The sequence below is a fragment of the Levilactobacillus sp. genome (assembly GCF_022646225.1).
GTDB lineage: Bacteria > Bacillota > Bacilli > Lactobacillales > Lactobacillaceae > Levilactobacillus > Levilactobacillus suantsaiihabitans.
Genome location: NZ_JALCJA010000005.1, coordinates 179,980 through 204,072, shown reverse-complemented (window position 1 = coordinate 204,072; position 24,093 = coordinate 179,980). Strand labels below are relative to the sequence as shown.

Here is a 24,093-nt window from a genome sequence, read left to right as displayed (position 1 = left end):
TTCGTGTGAGTCATTTTTATTTAGCGCCGGCCGAAATGCCGCGTCAACCGTTCCCACCAGGATCGTTTCGCCGGTTCCCCGTACACGTACGATCGTGATTGGCGTGGTGACCGCTTCTCATCGTGGCCATCATCCATGAAGACAATCTTGCGCCAGCGCTTTGCCTCTTCGTCACTCATGCGCTTTTTGCTCATTCTTCATTCTCCCTCTCCCCCCGCAAGTCTTTTTGGGGGTGACACTTCAGATTACTTTTTCATGCGCGTAATCTGGCTGAATTCTTGAATAAAATGCAAAATCTCGTGCGCCCGTTTATCACCATAAACGTCGACCCAGCCCTGAAAGCGACGGTTGATTCGTGCGCGAATCGCCTTTTCCGCCTTCGTGCCCGCCGGTGTCGCTAACAGATACAACCGACGGCGATCATTTTCATCGGGCTGCTGCTGGAGGTATCCTTGCTTCAACAGCACCTTGATCTGCCGAGAAATGGCGCTGCGCGTGACCTGCCGTTTACTGGCAATATCCATCAAGGTCACGTGATCGTTGCGTGTAATTTCTCGCAAAATCAAGTACTGCTCAAAAGACAAGTGATACGCTTTGGCTGGTTCGGAAACAAACTCATCCAAATACTTTAATGAACTCATATAGACATCAATAAACGCGTCCAACAGCGGCTCTTCTGCTTCAGCCATGATTATCCACCTACATTTCTCAAAATACGATTTTTATATTAGCATTTACGCTTGGCAAATACCAGTCTTTTTCCTGGGTGATTAAGCGCTGGTTACCCTCGTCCTATGCTAGAATAGAGGCAAAGGCAGACGGGTATTCACCACACGTCCATCGTCGCCGCAGTGCCGCAAATTTTGGTGGCGAGTCACTGCGCACAGGGACCTGTTTCTATTGTACCGTCTGTTGTCGTCGGTGCGGTCAAATTTGACCGTTCGTCCCCCAATTTTTAGGGATTCTTTACTTCTGGGACCGACGACTTTCATCAAATGCTTAGGGGGAGTTTTTCATGTCACGCGTTAAATTACTTGCGGTGCTCGGCAGTCTCTTGTTGCTGGGCGGTTGTGGGGCAGCGCAAAAACAGCCAAGCAGCCAACAGGAACCGGCACGGCACCACTCATCATCGGTGGCAGTCAGTCATGCGTCACAATCGCAGCACGCCAGCAGTCAGTCGGCGCCCACCGCGACTTTTCGCAATCAGACGTTCACGATTGATCAGACCACGTTTAAGCTGACCGGTTCGGAAGTGACCGCCAGTGCCACGGCTAACCGCCAACTGTTCGTGTTGTACTACACCTTCACCAATCACCAAAACAAGGCCGTCGTCCCCGTGGACCTCTGGCAATCCGCGGTCAGCGCCACGCAAAGCGGCAAGAAGCTCACGACCGGCAACCTGTCCTTCACCACCAGTCAGACCAGCGACAACAACAAGTTAAACCGGACTGTGATGCCAGTCAAGGCGGGGCAAACGATTCATGGCTTGGCAACCTTCGAGCCCAAGTCCACGAAACCGGTGACCGTGATTTTCCAAGACACGCATAGCCACACAATTCACCAGAGCCACTATACTTTGGATTAGGGTACCTGTCACTGATACATCCCGGCTGGCCGCCTACCGTTGCGCGAAATCTAGGTTGGAACGCTGGCCGCTACGTTGCGCAAACCAGTTGTCTGCGGCTGCCAGGGGCTCCGCCTGCTATGGGGGACACCTCCAGCCTGAGAATCGGGCTTCCGGTTCGCTTGAAAGCCTCGCAAAAACCGCGAGTCTCTCAAGTCGCCCCACGGTGTAACCTGGCACAAAACGCCAGCTAACACCGTCGACACAGCTGGCTCCACCCCTGGCCTCCTCCGACACGATGGTGAGAACAGGACACTTAGCGTCAAATCGTGGTCAATAATACTGTTAACCGTTGGCGGACGGTAAGGCGACCAGCCCAGCCGCTGTCACCAAACCAACTTGCTACGTGTAAAGTCACGGCTAACAGTACCGTCAAAACCACCGTCCGGGCAAAACACACGGCTCTGGCAACCACTACCGTAGCCGAGAGTCCGTCAAATATGGGCTCAGCCGTGGGAGTTCCCTTAGTGCCACGAACCACGGCGCTTAGGGAACTGGCGTCTTTGAGACGGGGTTCTCGGCTCAAAGCGAGTTTCGAGACCGTTTCTCAGGCTCGAAACGGTCCGCCCACCGCGTTCCAGTCCCATATTTGACGGACGGTAAGGCGACCAGCCCCATACTGTCGCCAAGAACTAGTGCTTTCCCCGCACCACCCAAATTTTACCGAAGAAAGGACCTGCTTATGCCGCGCTTAATTGACCGAATCCATCAAGTTGAGCTGGGCAACCTGACCCAGTTCACACAGCTCTGCCAGGAGCTAGACCTCCCCTACTTTTTGATGGGAGGCTCCCTACTCGGCGCCATTCGTCACCAGGGCTTCATCCCCTGGGATGACGACGTGGACGTGGGCTTGCTGCGCGACGACTACGACCGGTTCATCGCCCAAGCCCCCGCAGCGCTGGCGAACACGCACTACTTCTTACAAACGCCGGCCAGCGACCAAAACTACGCGTTGAGCTACGCCAAGCTGCTCGACCGCAACACTTACATTGAGGAGAAAAATAACGTCAACAATGCGCGCAAAGGTATTTTCATTGACATCTTCCCGTTGGACCGCATCCCGCTCGAGACCAGCGCCCAGCGTGAGCAACTCGGCAAGTTTCAGCTGCTCAACACCCGCCTGTTGCTCCAGTTGCGCTACCACCTGGTCGACAACCCCTTACGCAAGCTCCAAAGTCCCCTCACCGGTCAGCAAATCGCCGCGGCGACCGACCTGAAGAACCAACGCGAGGCCGTCATGACCCAGTACCAAGACGACGACCAGTTGCCGCAGGTCAAAAACCTAGCTTCCCAATACGCTTACGATAAGGAAATTTATGACGTTAAGGAGTTAACTGACCTAATCCCCGTACCATTCGAGCAGTTAACTGTTCAAGTCCCCCGCAACTATGATAAAATTTTACAACGGCTTTATGGGGACTACCTCACCTTACCGCCGGAAAGTCAGCGCACGGAAAAGCACCTGGAACGCGTCATCATGGACAATCAGGTTTTCACTGACTGAGGGCGTTCATGACGGCGAAATCAAATTTCAACGGCTCAGCAACGAATTTTGACTTTCGCCCCCTGGTCCAGACCAGTTCTGGTATCATGATTAGTTAGCTGAACAAAATGAATTAACCGCGGCTAATCCGGAAAACAAGTTGACTAATCACGTTGCTCGCAACACCCACCATTAACACACTTTTGACAACATGACTGACAACGCCTACAAACTAAATGATCGGTTATTGCCAAGCACAACCGTAGCCGAGAGCTCGCTAGATAGGCGTTCAGCTGTGGGAGTTTCCTTAGCGGCGCGGGTTACGACGCTTAGGGAACTGGCGTCTTTGAGACGTGGGTTACGGCTCAAAGCGAGGCGGCGAGACCGCCCTTCGGCTCGGCCCGTCCGCCCTCAGCGTTCCAACGCCTATCTAGCGAGCGGTAAGGCGGCCAGCACCATCCAAGTAACCGCGAACAATCCAACCAGTTACATTAACTAATTTTAGTAGAAAGTAGATGAAGTTTATGGCTGATGACTATTTTGGCGCAATGCTCGTCAATGTTTCCAGCATCGAATTGTCGATCGTGAATCTGCGGACCGGCACCCAAGCTGAACGGGTAAAATCGACCGTCGCCATCGGGGAAAATATTTACAACCATGAAGAGATCAGTTTCGAAACTGTCGGCGATGCCGTCGAAGCTCTGCGCGGATTTCTGCAAATCTTAAAGGACTACGGCGTGACCCACTATAAACTTTGGGGCTCGCAAGCCCTCTCTAGCGCACCGAACGCGGAATTCATCCGTGACCAGCTGTACGTGCGGACGGGCCTACACATCGAATGGCTCTCGCTAGGCGAAGAATCCTTTGTCCGCAACGAGGCCATCGCGTTGAAGCTGGACCGCTATCGACACTTGGTCAAGGACCATGCGGCCATTATCGGCTTGAATTCCGGGAGCACCACCCTGTCGTTCTTTGAACACGGCGAACTGGTGGCGTCGCACAACATGAAGCTGGGGCCGGTCCGCATCAAAGAGGTGCTCCAAAACCTCCGGGCAACGGCGCCCAACCCCGTCGACGTGCTAGACGACTACATCAACAGCAAGGTCGACGACTTTTACCGCTTCTTGCCTGATGAAATGCAAACGGTCCCTAACCAGGTCATGCTGGTCGGCGCAGCCCCATTGAACGCCTATTTCATCCCCAAGGGTGACACCAGCTACAACCTGTCGATCAAGGAATTCAACCGTTTCTGTGATGACGTCAGTGGCGCCTCCAACCAGTATTTGATGGAACGCCTGCACCTGACCGAAGAAAACGTGGAAATTGTCCTGCCCATCGTCTTGCTGATCAAGAAGCTGTTGACCGTCGTTCACGCCGAAAAGCTTCACTTGGTCAACCTAAACGTATTGGACGGATTGACGACCAACCAAGGTATCGTGGCCGGCTATCACAAGCACCATTTTGAAAAGCAGATCTTAGCCGCCGCCGATGACTTGGCTCGGCGTTACCGGGTTGAACCCAACCATATGAATCTGGTTCGGCGCTTTGCCCTACACCTGTTCGATCAGCTCAAGCCGCTGCACCATTTGACGCCACGTGACCGGCTCTTGTTACAAGTCGCCGCCATCGTCCACGACATCGGGGGCTTCATCGACACGCACGAACACTACTTACACTCCGACTACGTCATCAAGCAATCGGAAATGTTGGGGTTATCCACCGAAGAAACGCAGATCATTGCCGCCGTGTCGCGGTACCATAGTACCCGGACGCCAGCCGAGGACCTGGCCCATTTCCGCCAACTCGACAGTGAAAAACGCCTGGTCGTCGCCAAGTTATCCGCCATTTTACGGATTGCGGACGCCCTAGACGATGCCCACCAGCAGACGATTCAACGGATTTCCGTTTCCGTGCGGACCAATAAAGTGATTATTACCGTCTTCAGCGATGACGAATTGTCCCTCATTCGCTGGGCCTTTAACTACAAGGCTGATTTCTTCGCGGACGTTTTCGGCTTACAACCGGTATTGAAACAGAGGAGGTTGCATAAATAATGACAGTAGATTTTACCAAGCCTAAGTACTACACCAACCGGGAATTGAGCTGGCTAGACTTTAACGACCGGGTCTTAGAGGAAGCGCGCGACAAGGCCAACCCCTTGCTGGAACGGGTGCGGTTTTTGGGCATTACCCAAAGTAACGTTGATGAATTCTTCATGGTGCGGGTCGCCTCGCTATCCAAATTGGCGGCGGTCAACTACCCGAAACCGGATGCTTCCGGCATGACGGCCGAAGATCAACTTCTAGCAGTCAACGCCAAGGCCCACGACCAGGTCATCAAGCAGTATTCCACCCTAAATCGGATGTTGATTCCTGCGCTCAACAACCTGGATATCCACGTCCTCACGCCGGCGGAATTGACGCCGCAACAGACGCGGTTTATCGAAAAGTATTTTAATGACGAAATCTCACCGGCCCTAACGCCCATGGCGGTCGACAGCTCGCGGCCATTTCCGTTCATTGGTAACAACACCTTGAACATCGCCCTGCGGCTGTACAAGAACGGCGACAAGAAGGACAAGCGCTTCGCCACCGTGCAAGTGCCCGATATCTTCCCGCGGACAGTCCGCCTGCCCGGCGCCGACAACAGCTTCATCATGCTCGAAGACATCATCAAGACCTTTATCGGCAACCTCTTCATCGGCTACCAGGTCAAGGAGGCCGCGAACTATCGGGTCATCCGGGACATGGACTTGGATGTGGCCGAGGAAGATACGTCCGACCTCTTGAAGGAAGTCGAACAACAACTTAAGAAGCGGGAACACGGACGCGCTGTCCGGATGGAAGTTGAAGCCGGCATCAGTCAATCCTTACGGCACCGATTGACGACCTCCGTGGAAATCGCTGACTACGCGGTCTACGAAATCGGCGGTCCCATCGATTTGACCTACCTTAGCAAGTTCGTCAAGCAGATCAGCGACCACGATGACGAAAGCTATCCGGCCTTCACCTCCGCGCGGACACCAGGCCTGCAACACGATGACGACATTTTCCAAACGATTCGGCAACACGACGTCTTGGTCCACCACCCCTTCGACAGCTTTGCGGGGGTCACCGAACTGATTCGGCAGGCCGCCTGTGACGACGGGGTCTTGGCCATCAAAATGACGCTCTACCGGGTCTCCTCAAATTCACCGATCATCAAGTACCTGGGCAACGCCGCCCAAAATGGCAAGCAAGTCACGGTACTGGTCGAAGTCAAGGCGCGGTTTGACGAGGAAAACAACGTCCACTGGGCCCAACAATTGGAAAAGATGGGCTGTCACGTAATCTACGGCCTGATTGGTCTCAAGACCCACTGCAAGTTGACGTTGATCGTTCGGCGGGAACCCGACGGCATCCGGCGCTACATGCACATGGGAACTGGGAACTACAACGACGTCACCGCCCACTTCTACACCGACTTGGGGTTGATGACGACCAACACGGACATGGGCATCGACGCCTCCAACATTTTCAACATGTTGTCTGGCTACTCCGAACCGCCGTATTTCCACCAGTTGCACATGTCACCCGATGGCATCCGCAACTTCATCGTGTCTAAGATCGACCAAGAAATTACCCACGCCCAAAACGGCCAGGATGCTTGGATCGAAATGAAGATGAACTCGCTGTCTGACTCCGCCATGATTGCCAAGCTCTACGAAGCCTCCGCGGCGGGCGTCAAGATCAAGCTGATTGTCCGGGGTATCTGCTGCTTAAACGTTGGCATCCCGGGTGTCAGTGAAAATATCGAAGTCCACTCCATCGTGGGCCGTTTCCTGGAGCACAGCCGGATCTACGCATTTGCCAACGCTGGTGACCCGCAACTGTATCTGTCCAGTGCCGACCTGATGACGCGGAACTTAAACCGGCGGGTCGAACTGCTCTTCCCTATCCTGCAAGATGACCTGCGGCAACGTGTCTTTGACATTTTTGCCACGCTCTGGCATGATAACGTCAAGACACGGGTTCTGCTGGCCGACCGTACCTATGGGCGCGTCGACCGGCGGGGGCTGGAACCGCTGGACGCCCAAGAGGCCTTCATGGCGCAAGCAACGGCCAAGATCAAGGCCAACGCCACGCACCAGCCTCACGACAGCAATGCCCCGCGGCAGTTCAAACCCATGCTGAGTCCGAAAAACCAGCCTGAATCCCCAATCGATCGGAGTTAAGAATAAATGGAAAATTTAGTTGTCATCGACTTGGGCTCCAACTCAGTCCGCATGACCGTCAGTGAAATCGACGAGGCCGGCAACCACAAGACCGTCGCCGAAGAGAAACGTTACGTCCGGCTGTCCGAAAATATGGGCACCGAACAGATTCTCCAACCGGCGGCCATCGAGCGCACCTTAGCGGCCCTGGCCGACTTCAAGGAAACCTATGACCAACTGACTGACCCCCACATCGTGGCCGTGGCCACAGCGGCGGTACGCCAAGCCACAAACCAAAAAGCCTTCTTAAAGCAGGTCAAGGAAAAGTTCGATCTGGACTTTGACGTCATCTCGGGCGCGACCGAAGCCCGTTATGATTACGTGGGCGTGGTCCACACCCTGCCCATCATCAACGGCTTGCTGGTCGATACCGGCGGCGGCTCGTCCGAATTGATTTTGGTCCAAAACCGGCAAATGAAACACGTGGTCTCCATTCCGTTGGGGTCCGTGACACTCTCACAGGCCTATTTGGAAAGCGACAAGGTTCAAGCCGACTCCCTCTTTGCGGCTATGACATTCGTCAACAATGTCTTCAACGACGTTTGGTGGCTACGAGAAGCGGCAAATCTGCCCGTGATTGGTCTAGGTGGTGCCAACCGGACGCTGGCCAAGATCAACCGGCGCAACAAGAACTTCTTGAATTCAGAAGACGTGCACGGCTACAAGCTGACCGCCACCGACGTGTACAACACGTTGACCCAATTGTTGGGCCTTAACCTGGCCGAACGCAAGAAGGTGCCCGGGTTGTCCAAGGATCGGGCCGACATCATCATCGGTGGACTGATCCCAGTCGCCCTACTGATGCGGCTGTTGGATTCGCAACAGATCACCTTCTCCAACGCCGGCCTGCGCGACGGTGTCTTGTACGACCGCATCGAGCAAATCAAAGCGGCAATCGACTAAATGGCCACCTTTAACGTGGCGGGGGCTGGTCGCCTACCGTTCGCCAAGTATGGGACTGGAACGCGGTGGGCGGACCGATCGAGCCAAAGGGCGGTCTCGCTCTCGCTTTGAGCCGAAAGTCACGTCTCAAAGACGCCAGTTTTCTAAGCAGCAAACTGCTAAGAAAACTCCCACGGCTGAGCCCATATTTGGCGAACTCTCGGCTACAGTGGTGATTGGTGGCGACGTTAGTTCGTTAGTCGTTGTGGATATTGTGCCCCCTGGTCGTTAGATTTGACGAGGGGTCGAGTCGAAAAGCGGTCTCGGATAGCTACTGGATTGAATCCAGTAGCCTGTGCCTTCAAGTCATAAGTTCCCTAAGCGGCGTGAATCGTGCCGCCAAGGGAACTCCCACAGCTGAACGCCTATCTAGCGAACTCCCGGCTACGGTGGTGGGTGAAGGCAACGTTAGTTCGTTTGTCGTTGCTAGTAGTGAGTCGCTTGCTTCCGGTCTTGATCAGCGTCGCCATGACTGCTGAATCACGTGATAATGCGTTCAACTCCACTGGCTACCAGCTTGCATCGCCATCATTGGCCATAAATTACCAACCACAAAACGCCTGACAACTCGCACCGAATCGGTGTGAGTCGTCAGGCGTTTTTAATTTACCCATTCCAGATTGACTACTACCTGAAAGTCCAGTCGCCGCCATGAACCTCGCTCTCAGTGAATGCGGCCTAAACCAACCTAATGGCTATCCACAATTTTCCGGAGAAGCCCGCTTCTCAGGCGGGAACCGTTCCCCAGAGCAGGCGGAACCCCTAACTGACGCAGGCACCTAGTTTCGTCAATTTACGACAATCTATTTAATATCGTAGTCCACTGGATTAATCTTCTTGGAAGCTGGCTTCAGGTGGAACATGGCGCGCAAGAAGATGACGCCGATGACGACCACGCCGGCCGTGAAGATGAGATCTGGGACCGACCGGGCAATCGTTAAGCCCTGAATGATCGGTTCCTTGTAGAAGCTCATTTGCCGGGCGTGCCAGTACCCGAAGTCCAAGGCGTCCTTTAATTGCAGGAAGCCCATTGGCATCAAGGTAATGAAGACCATGCCGGCCAGACCGATGTTAAATAACCAGCAGGCCCATTTGACCCATTTTTCGACCTTGGCCGTCCAGAATTCCGGCTTGGTCAGGTGCCGCATCGCAAAGAGCATGATGGCAATCGAGAAGAAGCCGTACACCCCAGCCATTGAGGCGTGGGCGTGAGCCGAGGTCCATTGCGTCCCGTGTTCGAAGAAGTTGATGGCTGGCGCGTTGATCAGGAACCCTAAAGCCCCGGCACCCAACGCGTTCCACAACCCGGTCGAGACCAGGAACATGAAGGTCCCCTTGTATGGGAATTCCAATTGACTGTCGCGGTAGACCTTGTAGTGCGTGTAAGCTTCCCAGACCAACAAACACAGCGGGATAACTTCCAGCGCGGAGAAGCACGATCCGAGAGCCAACCAAATGGAATGGTCACCTTCCCAGAAGTAGTGGTGCCCCATGCCGACAACCCCGGTCCCCAGCAACAGGATCAACTGGAAGTACAGAGCGCGGATGGTTGATTTGATGGTCGTTAATTTCATATCGACCAGTAAGTACCCAATCAAGATCACAGCGAAGGATTCAAAGATCCCTTCGACCCAGAGATGGACGATCCACCACCGCCAGTAATCGGCGAAGGTCACGTGTGAATTTGGCAGGATAAACAGTGAGGCCAGGTAGAAGGCCGGAATCGCAATCGACCCGCTCAGCAACAGCTGTAACAGGCGCGAACGGTCCAGGTTCTTCTTGATCTTGATGGCCGGTAAGAACCCCCGACACAGGATGATGACCCACAGAACCATGCCCAAGATAAATAGAATCTGCCAGAACTTACCCATTTCCGCATATTCCCAGCCGTAGTGACCGAACAGCCACCACTTGCTGTTGATGATGCCTAACGTGGAGCCCCATTCACCCAGCATTGAGCCAGCTACCACGATGAGCAGTGCGTAAAATAACGTATCCACCAAGAAGCCTTGCCGTTTGGGTTCGCGGCCCAAGACCCGCGGCGTGATGTAGATCCCCGTCGCCAGCCAAGCCGTGGCCACCCAGAAGATGACCAGCTGCAAGTGCCAGGTCTTCGCCAGGTTAAACGGCCAAATGTTTTGCAGTGGAATGCCGAAGAATCCGTTTTCCACGTAGTAGTGCGCTAGCAGCTCGCCCAAGAGGACCTGAATGAAGAACATCCCCATGACGATCAGGAAGTACTTGGCGGCCTTACGTTGTGACGGTGTGATCGGTTCATCCGTCTTGATGGCGCCAATCTTGTCGTAATCTAGCGTGTATTCCATATCAAAGTGGTACTTCTTGTAAAAGTAGATGACCACACCGACGCCAGCGACCAGTAAGGCCACTGACAACGCCGTCCAAACCATCGCGTCACTGGTCATGATATTGCCAGCCTCGAGGTCATACGGCCAATTGTTGGTGTAGGAATACGTTTGCCCCGGTCGATTGGTCGACGATAACCAGGCGCCCCAGAAGAAGAAGAACGTCAGCTGGTCGATCTTGTCGCCCCGTTGCATGAAATCATCCGTGTTGTTGCGAATCATATTTTCTGGCATCCCAGCCTGCCGCGGGTTATTACGTAATTGATGCCGATAATAGCGAGTTAAATGGTTTAACCCCGCGGTCTGTGCGGTCGTCAGCGTTAATTCATCCGTCTTGGGATTGTAGCGATTGTGACGAATCTCCTCTTTGACCTTGCCCTTGATTCCGGATTGTTGCTCGGCGTTCAAGGCTTTAAAGGACTTGCCATACTGCTTGTTGCCGTAGTATTGGTACATCCCCTGAATATAAACGTGTAAGGCCTGGGCCGTGTAGTCCGGGCCAAAATAAGTCCCATTTCCCAAATAGCTCCCGTAATCGGTAAGCCCATATTTTTCGTAAACTGCTTGTCCCGAAATTAACTGTTGCTTGGTCACTAGCGTCGTCCCATTTTGGCTAACGATCTTCGTTGGCCGCGGCGCTTCATTCTTAAAAATCAGCAGGCCGCCCGCAATCAAAATCGAAAACGCAATCACCAAGACCCACAACAGGATTTTGTTAAGCCGTCGATAGGTGCTCATTGACCTTCCCTCCATCACTAAAATTTGCGCGTAGCTCACACGCCGGCATCCCCCAATTAGCTGGCCTAAACTGCGTACAGTGATAGGATAAAGCGCTTTCAACGTTTTGTAAATATAATTTTATGCGCAAACGTATATAAAATAGTATATATTTAACGACTGATAAGCGGCTAAACGTTGGTCTTATCAGCTTTTCCACCGACTGATTGACCCACTAAAAAATCGCAATTATTCACCAATCAGGTGATTAATTGCGACTTTTTATGTAATTTACTTGGTATTGGTGACCGGGCAACTGTGGTGCATGCTGGCCGCCTTACCGTCCGTGCGATATGAGCTGGAACGCGGCAGGCGGACGGGACGAGCCAAAGGGCGGTCTCGCCACCTCAACTTCGAGCCGATAACCCACGTCTCAAAGTTGCCAGTTTGCTAAGCGGCAAAGACCACCGCTAAGCAAACTCCTACGGCTGAGCTCATATCGCACGGACTCTCGGCTACGGTAGCGGTCATCAGCAGCCGTCCAACTACACCGAAAATTACCAGATGCTGACCCATGAGCGACAATCCCGGTCGGTAGTTGTTTGTCGAATACCGATAGTTGGGGCCTCAACCTGCTGATGCGGTGAACGACCACAGTAGCCGAGAGTGGAGCGAAACTAGGCTCAGCCGGGGAATTTGCCAGTGGGGTTTGCTGGCAAATTGGTGTCTTTGAGACAGCGATTTTCTGGCTCAAAGCAAGCCGCGAGACCGCCTCTCAGGCTCGGGGCGGTCCTCCCCCAGCGTTCCAGCCTAGCTTTCGCGCAACGGCAGGCGGACAGCACCTTCACCACCAGCGCACGGACGGTAAGGCGACCAGCACCACAGGTCACTGCGGAATCTGGACGATGTAGGGGCCGAGCTGGGGCACGTCGACAATCTCAATCGGCGTGGCGAAGACCTGTGCCAGCAACTGGGCGTCGCGCAACTGCGCTGGCGTGCCGCTGGCGACCAATTGGCCGTCCTGTAGCAGCCACAGCCAGTCACTCGCACGAAAGGCTTGATTGATGTCGTGGAGCACCTGAATCACCGTCATACCCTGCGCCGCCAACTGCCGGAGCTGGGCCATCAGCACCTGTTGAAAATGCACGTCCAGGTAGGTCGTCGGCTCGTCTAGCAACAGTACGCTGGGCGCTTGGGCCAGGGCCGCCGCCAACCAGACGCGTTGCTGTTGACCGCCGGACAGGTCTTGCATCAACGTCGTGGCCAACTCCGTCAAGCCGTTGGCCGCTAAGTACGGCGTGACCTCTGCGTCCGGTACCGCCTGCAGCAGACCGTGGTACGGCAAGCGCCCGGTCGCCACGACCTCACGCACCGTCAGCTCATCGTACAGCTGGTGGCGTTGCGTGACCATGGCAATTTGTTGAGCCAAGGCCTTGGGTTTCAACTGCGCGATGGGCTGTTGGTCGAGTAAAATTTGCCCGGCTTGGACCGGTAGGCGTTGGGCCAACAGGTTCAACAGCGTGGACTTGCCCGCGCCGTTGGGACCAATGATCGTGGTGACCTGCCCCGCCGGAAAGGTTCCCGTTAAATCGTGCAAGCCGTGCGTTTGGTGGGGATACTGATAACTAACGTGTTGACATTCCATGGAATCCTCGCCCCCGTTGTAGCAAAATAATGACAAATGGTCCGCCGATGACGGCCATCATGGTCGCCGCGGAAATTTCGCTGGGCACGATCACGGTCCGCCCCAGGGTGTCCGCGGCCAGCATCAACCACGCGCCGGCCAGCATGGTAAACGGCACCAGCGTTTGGTAGTCGTGACCGACCAATCTTCGAGCGACGTTGGGCACCACGATGCCGACAAACGGGATGGCCCCGACCACGGCGGTAACGCTCACGGCCAGGTACATCCCCAGCAATAACAAGCTCCAACGAATCACGTTCACGGGCATCCCAACGCTCTTTAAGGCGTCATCGGTCAGCTTTAAGTAATTGGCCCAGGGTGCCAACAACAGGGCCCCTATGAGCCCCAGAGCGCCCAGAATCAGGACTGTCGTCGCATCGGTCCAGGTCGTGCCGTTAAAGGTGCTGCGGCTGACCTGTGCGGCGCCACTGCTCACCAGCTGTTGCAGGCCCACGAAGGTCGCATCCAGCGCGACCCCGACGATGATCAACCGGTACGGGTCAGCGAGCGCGCGGCCACTGGTCAAGATGATCAGTGCTACCAACCCACCGACCACGGCCATCACCCAGTTACGCCCCGGTAGCCACGGCAACAAGAGCGCCCCACCGAGCTTGAAGAAGTCCGCGGCCGAACTGATCCCTAAGATGCTGGGATCGGCGATGGGGTTGCGAAAGACGGCCTGAAATAAGGCCCCAGCCACGGCGAGACTGCCCCCGCAGATCAGACTGCTCAAGACCCGTGGTAAACGCAAGGAGAAGACGGTCACAAAGGTCGTGCTCTCCGGGTGACTAGCCGCGTGAATTACCTGTGGTAAGCCAATCCAGGTCGTACCGGCCATCAAGGCGAGCACGCCCGTTGCCAGTAAGAGCACCAAAACACCGCCGTACCACCAGCCGCTGAATTTTCTCATGCGGTCGCCCCCTTCGGATACAGCCAACGACTCACTTGATCCAAGGCTGTCACGACGCGCATGTTGGCGGTCGCGTCAAAGATTGGTTCCTGCAGGTCGTAGACACGGTGGTGCTTGACCGCCGACGTCTTGGCCCACATCGCATTACGCTTGAATTCTTGGTTAAATTGTTGCGTCACCATCTTGGGCATCGCGTGCTCCAAGCGCAAGATGACCTGCGGATTGGCCTTTTGAATGGCCTCATCGTTGGGTTGTTGGTACTCCTGCGTGCGACTGGTAAACACGTTGTGGCCCCCGGCTAACCGCACCAGATCGCCCACGTAGGCGTGATTGGTGGCGACCATGTAACTGGCCCCGGGTAGGCCCATGAGGACCAAAACTCGCGGTTGAGTCCGTCCCTGGGCCCGCTTTTTGGCGTGGCGTTTGGCCCGGTCGATGTGGGCATTTTGTTTCGCCGCGGCCGCCTGGCGGTCATAGCGTTGCCCCAGTTGCGTCAGGGTCGTTTGTAAATGGGCCACGCTGGTCAGGTCCAAAAAATGGGGCGTGACGTGTTGGGCCTTAAAGGCCTTGCCAAATTGGTCGTTTAACGTCGTCACGGAATACACTGCCGTGGGCTTGAGCGCGGCGATCTTCTCCACGCTGGGATTCATGGGACTGCCGACCTTGGTCAGGTGTTGATAGCGCTGTGGCAAGGTGTTGGCCGTCGTGGGGACCCCCACTAAGGGCAAATTAAGCTTGTCGGCGATTTGAACGATGGCGTAGGTCGTGGCCACGATGCGTGGCTGGGCAGCCCGCTGTTGATGCTGGTGCCAAGCGATACCGCCGCCTGCGAGGCCCACGACCAAAATGACGGCTAAGGTCACCAACCCAATGGTTCTTGGATTTTTCATGTGCGATTCCTCCTAATGCCGGCCAAAGTACCACCAGAAGCCGCCACCAACCAGAACGATGATGGCCACGGTTCCACCAATCAGGCCACCCCAGTGGGTCTTTTGTTGCGGCACCTGATCCGCTACCGTCGTAGTTGATTGACTGCGACTGCTGCTGGTTGGCGTCGACTGACTGGTACGACTGGTCGAGCTGGCCGCACGACTGGCTTGGCGCCGGTGATGTGTGGCCGCTTTGCTGGGTGACGACGCGGCCGGTGTCTGACTGCTTGAAGCGGCCTTGGGCGTCGCGGAGGACTGACTGTGGCGCGCGGCCGGCTTGCTGGTTGTCGTTTTGGCCGCGGTTGTCGCCGTCTTGGCGGTCGTCAAGGCTGGCAAATGCGCCGTCTTGAATTTGAACGTAATCAAGTGCTTGGCCTTGTAGACGTCGGGCACGTCGATGGCCAATTTGGCATTGACCTTGCGTTTAAGATTCGTCGTGGTAAATGAATAATACAGGTGGGAATTACCCGCGCCGTCCTTGGTCTTGCGGACATTTTCGGGCGCGTGCCCATCCACGGCTAAGACCGTGACTGGCCAACTCGTCAGCTTCTTGGCGGTCTTGATGTCCATGGTCACTACGTAGGCGTGATTTTTCACGGTCACCTGGGCCGGATGGACGAAGTACCCGCTAGCCATCGAGGTCTGACTGGTCCCGTACTTCAGCGCCGCATAATCCAGCGACTGTGCCTGGGCCACCACGGGCAACAAGACCCCCAGCACGCCCAAGGCCAGGCCTAAAATCAGGTGGTTAATGCTTTTTGACATAGAATCGACCTCCAATTGCTAAACTAGCGAGGCCCACCACGCCGAGCAGTGGGACCAGGCTGCGTTGCTCACCGGTCGCCGGCAATTCGGCCTTGCGCGTCGGTTGGGCGTGACTGCTGGCGGCCGCACTGCTACTACTGGTTGGCGTGGCCGCGGCCGTCGTGGTCTTCGGCAACGCACTCACATTCGCCGCAGCCGCCTGATCCGCGGCACCACTGGAAGCAAAGCGGAAACGCACGGGGAAGGTCTGACTGATGTTCATGGCCGGCACCGTCACGTGGATGCGGCCGGGAATCAATTTCTGCGTCAGTTGACCGGTCCGTTTGACCGTAAAGGCGTACTGCATGGTGTAATTCTTGCCCTGCTGGCCGTACGTCACGTCTTGGGGCTGTTGCCCGTCGATGGTTTCGGGCACGACGGCCTTACTGCCCAACTTTAACGACTTGGCGTAGGCCACCTTTAACAGGACGCGATACCCCGTGCTTTGGGGCGTGACCGTGGCGACTTTGGTGTAGTACTGGTCGGCCTCGGACTTAGCCATCTTACTGCCCTGCAAGACCTGGTAGCGCCAGTATTCGGGCTTGGTCGTGGTCTTAGCGGCCTTGGACGTCTGCGTGCTGGTCGTGGTCCCAGTCGTCTTAGGCACCTTGATGCTGGCGCTACTGCTGGTGGCCGGGATCAATTTCACCGCCTGGGCAATCAGGTCGCTGGTCGCCAAACTACTGCTCAACGACTTGGCCTGAGCCCACCCCAGCGTCAAACGCGCCGTTTCCTTCATGGCCCCCAGCGGCGTGGTCAGGCTAAACGTGGTCGTCAACGGACTCTTCTGCTCGGTCAGATTAAACTGATAAATGGCCGCAGACTTGGTCGTCTTGACCTTGGTCACCGTTTGCCCGGCCACGGTCATGGACTTGATGTACTGCGCGCCGGTCGAGGTGATCAGCACCGTGTACTGGTCGTCGTTCACCCGCACGACCGCCGACTTGCCAAAGAATTGACTGGCAGTAGAGGTTGCCTGACTATCGGCTTTTAGAATCTTCAGCGGCACTTGGTAGCTGCCGTTCGCTAAGGTGGCCGCGTGGCCGCTCAGCGGTTGGCCCCAGGCAAAGAGTGCCAGACCCACCACGAACCAGCCCACCAGCCGGAATAATTGCTGTATGTGTTTCATGAGTGCTCCCCCATTTCTTTTTTAGATTGGTTATGTTGTACAAAATTGTCGCCTATACCAGTGGTCCAGTCGCGCAGTCTGCTGTGAGAACCACCTTCAACCCAAGATACTGGCGACTGGCCTGCCAAAACCGGATCCACACCGATGCCACTGGCTCCAACAAGACTGGCGTCGACAATCGTCGCTGACATGCATCACCGCAGCCGAGAGTTCGCCAAATATGGGCTCAGCCGTGGGAGTTCCCTTAGCGACGTGGTTCATGTCGCTTAGGGAACTGGCGTCTTTGAGACGCGACTTTCGGCTCAAAACGAGGTGCCGAGACCGCCCTTTGGCTCGGTCCGTCCGCCCCAGCGTTCCAGCCCATATTTGGCGAACGGTAAGGCGGACAGCCCACACCATTGTCGAAACGTGCACCAGCAGGCAACGGCTTCCGCTTAACAGCGCTAGGCCCCTAATCCAGAATCGGGATTAGCCGCCTAGCACCGTTAATGCTCGCCCGTTAACCGCCTGTTGGCCCACTCTTGCTCGCATAACCAAAAAATCACCACCGCAACCGGTAGTGACTTTACGTGTTCACTTACTTAACAGTAACAGTCTTCGTCACGGTCTTGTAGCCCGCCTTAGTGGCAGTGACTTTCAGCTTCCAGCTCTTCTTAACGGCCTTCTTCAGCTTGACCGTGTAAGCCTTCTTCTTGGTCGTGACCTTGCCTAAGGTCTTCTTATTGTGCTTGACCGTGACCTTAGCACCCTTAGTCGTGGTCCCGCTTAATTTCTTAGCCTTGGCCTTGATCTTCTTGGTGCTCAGCGCCACCTTCTTAGCCTTGGCCTTGCTGGTGGCCTTCAGGCTGCTGGTGTTAAATTTCAACGTCGCTGATTCTTGCATCTTAACGGTTTGCCCGTTCATTGGGACGGCCAAACTAAAGCCGATGACTTGGTCCTTCTTCAAGTTAACGTTGCTGAAGGTGTATGTATTGCCGCTTGCGACCTTCTTGACTTTGGCATCCTTGCCGCCCAACGTCAATGCTTGAATGAACTTGTTGCCTGCAGCGGTCCCGGTAATAGTGACCGTAGCCTTCTTATTCTTGACGCTTACGCTGGCCTTGTTGCTCAGGTATTGGGCCGCTTCGGAAGCCGTCGTGGTCCCCGTCTTGTAGACGTTGAACTTGATGCTGTACTTACCATTAGCCAGTTTAGCCGCGTTCAAGGCCGCCGCTTGCGCCGTGGATGTTGGTGAGGCGACCTGGTTCAAGGAAATGCCAGCCCCCGCACTAGTCAGCATTAACAACGCACTCATCACAGTTAAAGATCTTTTCATCAAATGTCCCTCCAAAACTAGAAATATGTGGTTTAATGAATCCGTTTTCATAGTAGCACGATTATTAGTTGAGTACCACAATTTTGTAGCCAACCAAACTAACAATTGGTTTATATACAGATAGATGACTGATCATAAAAAACGCGACAACCTAAGACCTCGTCCCGGTTGACGCGTTTGTAAGCCCCTTTGGTTGGAACCAGCAATGTCCCGTTACCCAATATGGTTTTCATGTAAAATGGCGGCAACTTCTTTTTCCATCTCCGGCGTGCGTTTCCACTCCTGAAACGTTGTGAAGTCTTCGTCTGGCATCGTGTAATTTTCATTGACGTAGTCCTCATACGCCTGAACGTGGGGCGTGTGGGCAATATTTAATTGGAGGATGCGGACTTGCTTGATCAGCTTCCGTTCGACCGCGAGTTCCGCCCGACCGTTTTGGACCATGTCACTGATCTCCATGTACTTGGTCCCGTCGAGGCGCGTGATTTCTTCAATCAGCGTAAATGTTTCATGACTTTTCATCTCAATTTCACCTCCACACAGTAGGTCTATTATACCGTGATTTTGGGCAAAACAAAACCACTACCAGGGAATGGCAGTGGTCGGCATAAGAGAGAAAGAGAATTGATTAGAAGGTAATTATTAATACCTTACGAGATATAATATACCGGTTTTTGTAAGCGCTGTCAATGCTTTTCAGAAAATAGTTGGTAATTTTCACTATTTTTTTGTGATATGGCCATGGGGCTTGATGATTTGGGGTCCGTGATTGCCGGGACGGTGGCATTCATAAATGACCTTACCAACCAATCACGTAAAGAGGGCGCCAGCACCAGGCCAACTCCCTCTCATTTCATCTTGTTCATTTAACCACGATAACGGGCCACCACAATCAGCATCATCGGTCGCCGCAGTTCATCGCGCATCCCCGGTTGGTCCAACATGGCTTCGGGCGGCTGGGGTTCGACCACGTGCTCAAGCTGAAAGCCGCGTTGTAACAGTGTTTCCAGGTAGGTCGTCAACGTCCGATGGTATTTGCGAATCGGTGTGTCCAAGAAGGTCGTGGTCCGCGCACCCTCTTCAAAGTAGCGGTCGACCGGAAAGTCTTGAATCTGCCCCTGAGCATCGCGGTGCCACTGTTCACTGCCCGCCGCCGTGAAGACCGGGTGCTCCACCGAAAAGATGAACTGGCCATGCGGCTTCAAATACCGCGCCACCTGGTCCACCACCGGAGCAAACCGGGGAACGTAGTGCAGGGCCAGCGAGCTAAACACCGTATCAAAGTGTTGGGCCGGTAACTGTAACTGCGTCAAATCGCCCTGCTGATAGGTAATGACCGGATTAGTCGTTTTCTGCCGGGCCACGGCCAACATTTTCGCCGAAATATCTACGCCTAAGACCGACCGTGCGCCGTGTGCCGCCGCATAACGCGCGTGCCACCCGTAACCGCAGCCGAGGTCCAAGACGACCTGATCCGTGAAGTCGGGCAACAAGGGCGCTAAGGTCGCCCACTCCCCGGCACCAGCCAGGCCCGCTTGACTCCGTGGCATCTGTTGGTAACGTTTAAAAAATTTTTCATTGTCATAAATGGCTGTCATGTTCTTTCCTCCATGTGAATTGGCTAAGCGCAACAAATCACATGGCCCAATACCCGCTTATGCGCAATCATGGGACCACCCCTAACTTATGGATTGGCCCCAGTATAGCAACTCCCAGCCATCCTGGCAATCAAAAAAAGAGGCTGGATTGCTCCAGCCCCGCCATTTAGTCTTCACCAAATGAGAGATAAACCTTTATTCAATTCATTGGGAAATTAAATAAAGGGGTAAATAAATGGTAACTTAAAGATACCACGATAAATGATAAAAATCTATCTATTTTCTTATCATGTTCTAATTTATTTAACGTTAGTCGTCTTATTTTGGTCGTGCAGCACCGTTTCTGGGTGCACGATATTACTTGGGTGCTCGAGGACCTCACCCAACGAGTGACCAGAAATATTGACCAGGCACGCCACAACAAAGACCACGGCCACGACGCTGGTCAACAGCCGGTTGCCCCAGCTCATCTTTTCACTGATGACGGAACCGTAGAAGTCTTTTTTGACCTCGGCGGCCACGTTGCGATCCGTCGGGGCCGCCGCTTGACGTTCCTCGGTGACCTGCTTTTGGTAGGCGTCGATGTCAAATGCCTTCTGGTTGGCCTTCATTTGCCGTTGGAAGTGCTTCTTTTCCTTCTTGGTCTGACCCTTGAACCACTTGGTGAATTCGCGGTAGTGCTTGACTACGTCCTTGGTGGCGCCGATTTCCTTTAGCGTTCCGTAGTGGATCCAAGCGACCCGGTCACAGAGAATTTCTACTTGCTTCAAGGAGTGACTGACGAAGACGATGGTCTTGCCCTCATCCTTGAATTCGGAAATCTTGTCCACACACTTTTGGTAGAAGGTGTCATCCCCAACGGACAGGGCTTCATCAATGATGAGGATGTCCGGGTTAACGTGCACGGCAATAGAGAATCCCAGCCGTGACTTCATCCCTGAGGAGTAGCTCTTAACGGGTTGGTATAAGAAATCACCAATGTCGGCGAACGACACGATGTCATCCATCAGCGCGTCGATTTCGGGATTGGTCAGCCCCTGCATCAAGGCTTTCAAGCGGATGTTTTCCAATCCGGTCAAGTTGCCCCGTAGCCCGGCCCCAATCGCAATGATCGAGGTATCGCCGCGAACGTCGACCGTCCCCGTCGTTTGGGGAATGATCCCGGAAATGATGTTGGACAACGTGGACTTACCCGACCCGTTGACCCCAATCAAGCCCAGCGTTTCACCAGGCTTCACTTCCAAAGAAATTCCCATCAATGACCAGAAATGAGGCACGGTCGAATTGCGTAGCGAAAAGAATGACCGGAGTTTTTCGGCTTGACTCTTGTATAGATCATATTCCTTCGTGACGTGTTGTACCTTAATTTTATAAGAATTATCCATGAATTAAACTTCCTAACTCAGTTTTTGCGTTACCTACGCGCCCGTCAACGTACCAGGCTCAGTCTGTAGTATTATACCAAATATTTCTCCCTTGTGGGTACTTTCTAGTGAGCTTTAGAGATTTGTTAAGGACCCTGCCCTAAAAAACAAAAGCCCCAGCCATAACGGCTAGAACTTTCGGTGAACTTACTTAAGCTAATGCGCGTGAATCGACCCAGTAATTGGTCTTGTCCCCGCTGAACTTGAACCGGTACCAGGTCGTGCCGTAGGTCGTCTTCACGCCCTTGTAATTCACGGTGACCTTGGTGCCCTTCTTGACGCCACTCGGCCAGTCAAAAGTTTGCTGGTTGAAATGGGTCTTCTTCACATGATTGTAGAGGTGGTATTTCTTGTATTTGGCACTCAGCTTCTTGGTGCCGCTGGCGTTGGCGTAAGTCACGTAGTCATACTGCGGACTGACCGCGGCCTCATTGGCGGCGATCCAGTACTTCTTATCGCCCACCTTGATGCGGTACCACGTGGTCTTGACGCCGTCTTGCGTCCGAATGGCCTGGTTATCGGCCGTGTAGGATTTAGCGGTCAGTGCCTTTAACTTGCCCATCGACTTGGCTAGGTACGGTGAATTGTAGACGTGGTTATAATAGTAGCCACTCAAGGCGCTGTTAACCTTGACCTTCGCCGTGCCCTTACTGTACTTCACCGTTGGCAGAGTCAATGCCTTGCCGTAGAGCCAGTACTTCTTGGCCGAGGCGCTGTTGCTGAAGCGAATACGGTACCACGTGGTTTTGTTACCGGCGGTCGTGGTCTTCACGCCCCGCATGTCCAGGTAGACCTGCACGCCTTGGCCCGCCGGCACCTTCTTCCAAGCCGTCTTGGTGATGTTGGCCCGAGTCCCCTTCACGTGATTGTACAGCCGGTAACTGGTGTACTTGCTGTTCAACCGCGCCGTTTGCCCACTGGCACCACCGTAATACTTCGCCGTGGCGTAGGTCGGTTCGGGCTTGGCCGCAGGTTTGGACTCGGATGACGCACTGCTACTGGACGAGGCGCTACTTGTGCTTCCATCCAACAGGGTGTTCAACCCGTACGTCTTAATAATCGAAATCAGGCTGGATCCGTAAGTTGGCGCCGTCGCATAGGTATTGGTCAGGGCGTTAGCCGCATCGCTATACGTGGCCGCATTTTCCCGCCAAGTGCCGCTGTACAGCGTGGGGTTGTAGCTGGTGCCGCCCCGCAGCAACGTCGCATTGTCGGTCATGGACGCCTTGGCACTGGGGTATTTACGGAAATTAGCATCCGTGTAATACAGCTGACCGTTACTGTCGTATTCGGCCGTCTGCATCGTCACGGATTGGCCGTTATAGCTGCCCTTGATGCCAAAATAATTATTGGCCGTCGTGGTCAGCGTGCTGGTCCCCCAGGCACTTTCCAAAGCCGCCTGCGCCATCATGACGGACGGATACAGTTTATACTTGTTCGCCACTGAGGTGACGGGACTCTTCAACGTTGAAATGAAAGATTGGGGATCGGTAGTCGCCGCATGACCCGTTCCCTTGCCAATGGTGAGGCCACCGAGACCCACGCCCACAATCAGCGTGGCCAGGAGCCATCTTTTTGTTCGTTTCATTTTACCGGTTTCCCCCTTAAAATCGTTTCCAGGTCAAGAATACCATATCTTGGCGGGGTGCAGAAAGGGAAATTTAAGAGAAAACGCGGTTGACACAAAGACTTAATCTAACTGACTCGCAGCAGCGTCATCCAAAATCACGGTCACGTTCGGATGAGTCTGCAAATAGCTGGCCGGAACGTCTGGCGTCACGGGCCCTTGAATCATGGCTGCGACGGCGGCCGCCTTGGCTTCCCCGTAAGCCACGATCAAGATCTGCTTAGCCTTCAAGATGGACCCGATGCCCATGGAATAGGCGTAACGGGGAACCTCGTCGGCGTTATCGAAGAACCGCGCGTTGGCTTCGATCGTGGATTCGGTCAAGGTCACCTTGTGGGTCGTGGATTCGGGATCTGTGCCAGGTTCGTTAAAGCCGATGTGGCCGTTCTTGCCCAGGCCTAGTAATTGCAGATCAATGGGATTAGCCGCGATGATTTGGTCGTATGCGCTGGTTGCGGCCGCGGCGTCCAAGTTGGCCCCATCCGGCACGTAGGAGTGTGCGAATGGCTTGGCATTGAATAAATGTTGTTGCATGAAGTAGTGGTAACTTTGGGGATGATCCGCACTCAGCCCCACGTATTCGTCCAGGTTGACCGACGTTAACTGACTGAAGTCCAAATCACTGGCCACGAGTTGTTCATAAATCGTGACTGGCGTGCTCCCAGTGGCCAAGCCCAGTACCTTTGCCCCGTTTTGTAAGGCATCTTCAAAGACTTGGAACCCCGCTTTGCCGCCTGCCTGCTTGTCACTGACAATTTGTACATTCATGTTCGTTAATTGTTTCATATCATTCAGTCTCCCTCTCTTAATGGTATAGCCCAATTATAAATGCTCTAGACCAGTTTTTCAAGCTTTTTGCTCAGGAGTTTGGTAAATTTTCTGTAAACAAAAAGGGCGTTCGCCACTGGCTCCCGTCCTACTTCCGCCGAATACCGCGGCGATTGGCACTTAATTCATTTTGCTGTTTACGGAATTTTTCAAAGGTCGCATCCCGTTGTTTTTGGTTCTTGTGACTATCGACTCGTTTCGTGTATTTCATGGTCTGCACCTCCGTTCCTCGTTGAATGATTTGGAACTACTATACAACTAAACTTAAGTTTAGGCAAGGAAAACACTTGATCTGCACCGAACAAAGTCGCGCTTTGGTTGCGCTGGCCACCTTGCCGTTCGTCCCATATGAGTTGGAACGCGGTGGGCGGACCGGTCGAGCCAAAGAACGGTCTCGCCCTCGCTTTGAGCCGAAAACCACGTCTCAAAGACGCCGGTTGCAACTTCCCTTCGGCTCGACCGGT

General features: G+C 54.3%; 20 protein-coding genes. 5 read left to right on the top strand and 15 right to left on the bottom strand.

What is annotated here, in order from left to right:
• Positions 1 to 20: 20 nt before the first annotated feature.
• Both LKH74_RS09750 and LKH74_RS09745 read right to left on the bottom strand, forming a co-directional pair.
• Entirely contained in the window at positions 21 to 194 is a 174-nt protein-coding gene (locus tag LKH74_RS09750) for a hypothetical protein (protein WP_167850132.1), read from the bottom strand.
• Between the two features lie 51 nt (positions 195 to 245).
• Positions 246 to 689: a MarR family winged helix-turn-helix transcriptional regulator gene (locus tag LKH74_RS09745; RefSeq protein ID WP_135367395.1), complete on the bottom strand. Its 444-nt coding sequence runs from the start codon at positions 687 to 689 to the stop codon at positions 246 to 248.
• A 326-nt stretch (positions 690 to 1,015) separates the two neighbouring features.
• On the opposite strand from LKH74_RS09745, the gene LKH74_RS09740 reads away from it, so the two are divergent.
• The 5 genes from LKH74_RS09740 to ppx all read left to right on the top strand — a co-directional run bounded on the left by LKH74_RS09740 (position 1,016) and on the right by ppx (position 8,262).
• Positions 1,016 to 1,585, top strand: a complete 570-nt coding sequence (locus LKH74_RS09740) for a DUF5067 domain-containing protein (RefSeq protein WP_287708333.1) — start codon at positions 1,016 to 1,018, stop codon at positions 1,583 to 1,585.
• 721 nt (positions 1,586 to 2,306) lie between these two features.
• Complete coding sequence (locus tag LKH74_RS09735; protein WP_287708335.1) at positions 2,307 to 3,128, top strand: LicD family protein; 822 nt, start codon at positions 2,307 to 2,309, stop codon at positions 3,126 to 3,128.
• 503 nt (positions 3,129 to 3,631) lie between these two features.
• The gene (locus LKH74_RS09730) at positions 3,632 to 5,161 is read left to right on the top strand and encodes a Ppx/GppA phosphatase family protein (protein WP_287708336.1); all 1,530 of its coding nucleotides are present in this window, start codon (positions 3,632 to 3,634) and stop codon (positions 5,159 to 5,161) included.
• Entirely contained in the window at positions 5,161 to 7,320 is a 2,160-nt protein-coding gene (locus LKH74_RS09725; RefSeq protein WP_287708337.1) for an RNA degradosome polyphosphate kinase, read from the top strand. Before LKH74_RS09730 ends, LKH74_RS09725 begins: the two co-directional genes overlap by 1 nt.
• Positions 7,321 to 7,326: 6 nt before the next feature.
• Positions 7,327 to 8,262 carry an exopolyphosphatase gene (ppx, locus tag LKH74_RS09720; protein WP_135367400.1) on the top strand — a complete coding sequence of 312 codons (936 nt, stop codon included), beginning with the start codon at positions 7,327 to 7,329 and terminating at the stop codon, positions 8,260 to 8,262.
• Between the two features lie 842 nt (positions 8,263 to 9,104).
• Here the strand turns inward: ppx and LKH74_RS09715 are convergent.
• From LKH74_RS09715 to LKH74_RS09655, 13 genes are all read right to left on the bottom strand, one after another.
• A complete protein-coding gene (locus LKH74_RS09715) occupies positions 9,105 to 11,402 on the bottom strand; it encodes a nitric-oxide reductase large subunit (protein ID WP_287708338.1) in 2,298 nt (765 codons plus the stop codon).
• An 865-nt stretch (positions 11,403 to 12,267) separates the two neighbouring features.
• Entirely contained in the window at positions 12,268 to 13,026 is a 759-nt protein-coding gene (locus tag LKH74_RS09710; protein ID WP_287708339.1) for an ABC transporter ATP-binding protein, read from the bottom strand.
• Positions 13,007 to 13,975 carry an iron ABC transporter permease gene (locus LKH74_RS09705; protein WP_287708340.1) on the bottom strand — a complete coding sequence of 323 codons (969 nt, stop codon included), beginning with the start codon at positions 13,973 to 13,975 and terminating at the stop codon, positions 13,007 to 13,009. The genes LKH74_RS09710 and LKH74_RS09705 overlap by 20 nt, the downstream gene beginning before the upstream one ends.
• On the bottom strand, positions 13,972 to 14,865 hold the full coding sequence (gene isdE / locus LKH74_RS09700; RefSeq protein WP_287708341.1) for a heme ABC transporter substrate-binding protein IsdE: 894 nt from the start codon (positions 14,863 to 14,865) through the stop codon (positions 13,972 to 13,974). Before isdE ends, LKH74_RS09705 begins: the two co-directional genes overlap by 4 nt.
• A 12-nt stretch (positions 14,866 to 14,877) precedes the next feature.
• Positions 14,878 to 15,669, bottom strand: a complete 792-nt coding sequence (locus LKH74_RS09695; RefSeq protein ID WP_287708343.1) for an NEAT domain-containing protein — start codon at positions 15,667 to 15,669, stop codon at positions 14,878 to 14,880.
• Positions 15,653 to 16,837 carry an NEAT domain-containing protein gene (locus tag LKH74_RS09690; RefSeq protein ID WP_287708344.1) on the bottom strand — a complete coding sequence of 395 codons (1,185 nt, stop codon included), beginning with the start codon at positions 16,835 to 16,837 and terminating at the stop codon, positions 15,653 to 15,655. Before LKH74_RS09690 ends, LKH74_RS09695 begins: the two co-directional genes overlap by 17 nt.
• Positions 16,838 to 17,414: 577 nt before the next feature.
• A complete protein-coding gene (locus LKH74_RS09685) occupies positions 17,415 to 18,152 on the bottom strand; it encodes an NEAT domain-containing protein (RefSeq protein ID WP_287708345.1) in 738 nt (245 codons plus the stop codon).
• A 213-nt stretch (positions 18,153 to 18,365) separates the two neighbouring features.
• Entirely contained in the window at positions 18,366 to 18,674 is a 309-nt protein-coding gene (locus LKH74_RS09680) for a hypothetical protein (protein ID WP_135367408.1), read from the bottom strand.
• 344 nt (positions 18,675 to 19,018) lie between these two features.
• A complete protein-coding gene (locus tag LKH74_RS09675; RefSeq protein ID WP_135367409.1) occupies positions 19,019 to 19,750 on the bottom strand; it encodes a class I SAM-dependent methyltransferase in 732 nt (243 codons plus the stop codon).
• 299 nt (positions 19,751 to 20,049) lie between these two features.
• Positions 20,050 to 21,135, bottom strand: a complete 1,086-nt coding sequence (locus LKH74_RS09670) for an ABC transporter ATP-binding protein (protein WP_287708346.1) — start codon at positions 21,133 to 21,135, stop codon at positions 20,050 to 20,052.
• A 190-nt stretch (positions 21,136 to 21,325) separates the two neighbouring features.
• The gene (locus LKH74_RS09665; RefSeq protein WP_287708347.1) at positions 21,326 to 22,762 is read right to left on the bottom strand and encodes a glycoside hydrolase family 73 protein; all 1,437 of its coding nucleotides are present in this window, start codon (positions 22,760 to 22,762) and stop codon (positions 21,326 to 21,328) included.
• 102 nt (positions 22,763 to 22,864) lie between these two features.
• Positions 22,865 to 23,569 carry a glucosamine-6-phosphate deaminase gene (locus LKH74_RS09660; RefSeq protein ID WP_167850136.1) on the bottom strand — a complete coding sequence of 235 codons (705 nt, stop codon included), beginning with the start codon at positions 23,567 to 23,569 and terminating at the stop codon, positions 22,865 to 22,867.
• Positions 23,570 to 23,717: 148 nt separating this feature from the next.
• A complete protein-coding gene (locus tag LKH74_RS09655; protein WP_125544371.1) occupies positions 23,718 to 23,840 on the bottom strand; it encodes a hypothetical protein in 123 nt (40 codons plus the stop codon).
• Positions 23,841 to 24,093: the final 253 nt, after the last annotated feature.

Excerpts from the sequence above, each read along its gene's own strand:
- LKH74_RS09750 (WP_167850132.1), bottom strand. The coding sequence starts at position 194 with ATGAGCAAAAAGCGCATGAGTGACGAAGAGGCAAAGCGCTGGCGCAAG.
- LKH74_RS09745 (WP_135367395.1), bottom strand. The coding sequence starts at position 689 with ATGGCTGAAGCAGAAGAGCCGCTGTTGGACGCGTTTATTGATGTCTAT.
- LKH74_RS09740 (WP_287708333.1), top strand. The coding sequence starts at position 1,016 with ATGTCACGCGTTAAATTACTTGCGGTGCTCGGCAGTCTCTTGTTGCTG.
- LKH74_RS09735 (WP_287708335.1), top strand. The coding sequence starts at position 2,307 with ATGCCGCGCTTAATTGACCGAATCCATCAAGTTGAGCTGGGCAACCTG.
- LKH74_RS09730 (WP_287708336.1), top strand. The coding sequence starts at position 3,632 with ATGGCTGATGACTATTTTGGCGCAATGCTCGTCAATGTTTCCAGCATC.
- LKH74_RS09725 (WP_287708337.1), top strand. The coding sequence starts at position 5,161 with ATGACAGTAGATTTTACCAAGCCTAAGTACTACACCAACCGGGAATTG.
- ppx (WP_135367400.1), top strand. The coding sequence starts at position 7,327 with ATGGAAAATTTAGTTGTCATCGACTTGGGCTCCAACTCAGTCCGCATG.
- LKH74_RS09715 (WP_287708338.1), bottom strand. The coding sequence starts at position 11,402 with ATGAGCACCTATCGACGGCTTAACAAAATCCTGTTGTGGGTCTTGGTG.
- LKH74_RS09710 (WP_287708339.1), bottom strand. The coding sequence starts at position 13,026 with ATGGAATGTCAACACGTTAGTTATCAGTATCCCCACCAAACGCACGGC.
- LKH74_RS09705 (WP_287708340.1), bottom strand. The coding sequence starts at position 13,975 with ATGAGAAAATTCAGCGGCTGGTGGTACGGCGGTGTTTTGGTGCTCTTA.
- isdE (WP_287708341.1), bottom strand. The coding sequence starts at position 14,865 with ATGAAAAATCCAAGAACCATTGGGTTGGTGACCTTAGCCGTCATTTTG.
- LKH74_RS09695 (WP_287708343.1), bottom strand. The coding sequence starts at position 15,669 with ATGTCAAAAAGCATTAACCACCTGATTTTAGGCCTGGCCTTGGGCGTG.
- LKH74_RS09690 (WP_287708344.1), bottom strand. The coding sequence starts at position 16,837 with ATGAAACACATACAGCAATTATTCCGGCTGGTGGGCTGGTTCGTGGTG.
- LKH74_RS09685 (WP_287708345.1), bottom strand. The coding sequence starts at position 18,152 with ATGAAAAGATCTTTAACTGTGATGAGTGCGTTGTTAATGCTGACTAGT.
- LKH74_RS09680 (WP_135367408.1), bottom strand. The coding sequence starts at position 18,674 with ATGAAAAGTCATGAAACATTTACGCTGATTGAAGAAATCACGCGCCTC.
- LKH74_RS09675 (WP_135367409.1), bottom strand. The coding sequence starts at position 19,750 with ATGACAGCCATTTATGACAATGAAAAATTTTTTAAACGTTACCAACAG.
- LKH74_RS09670 (WP_287708346.1), bottom strand. The coding sequence starts at position 21,135 with ATGGATAATTCTTATAAAATTAAGGTACAACACGTCACGAAGGAATAT.
- LKH74_RS09665 (WP_287708347.1), bottom strand. The coding sequence starts at position 22,762 with ATGAAACGAACAAAAAGATGGCTCCTGGCCACGCTGATTGTGGGCGTG.
- LKH74_RS09660 (WP_167850136.1), bottom strand. The coding sequence starts at position 23,569 with ATGAATGTACAAATTGTCAGTGACAAGCAGGCAGGCGGCAAAGCGGGG.
- LKH74_RS09655 (WP_125544371.1), bottom strand. The coding sequence starts at position 23,840 with ATGAAATACACGAAACGAGTCGATAGTCACAAGAACCAAAAACAACGG.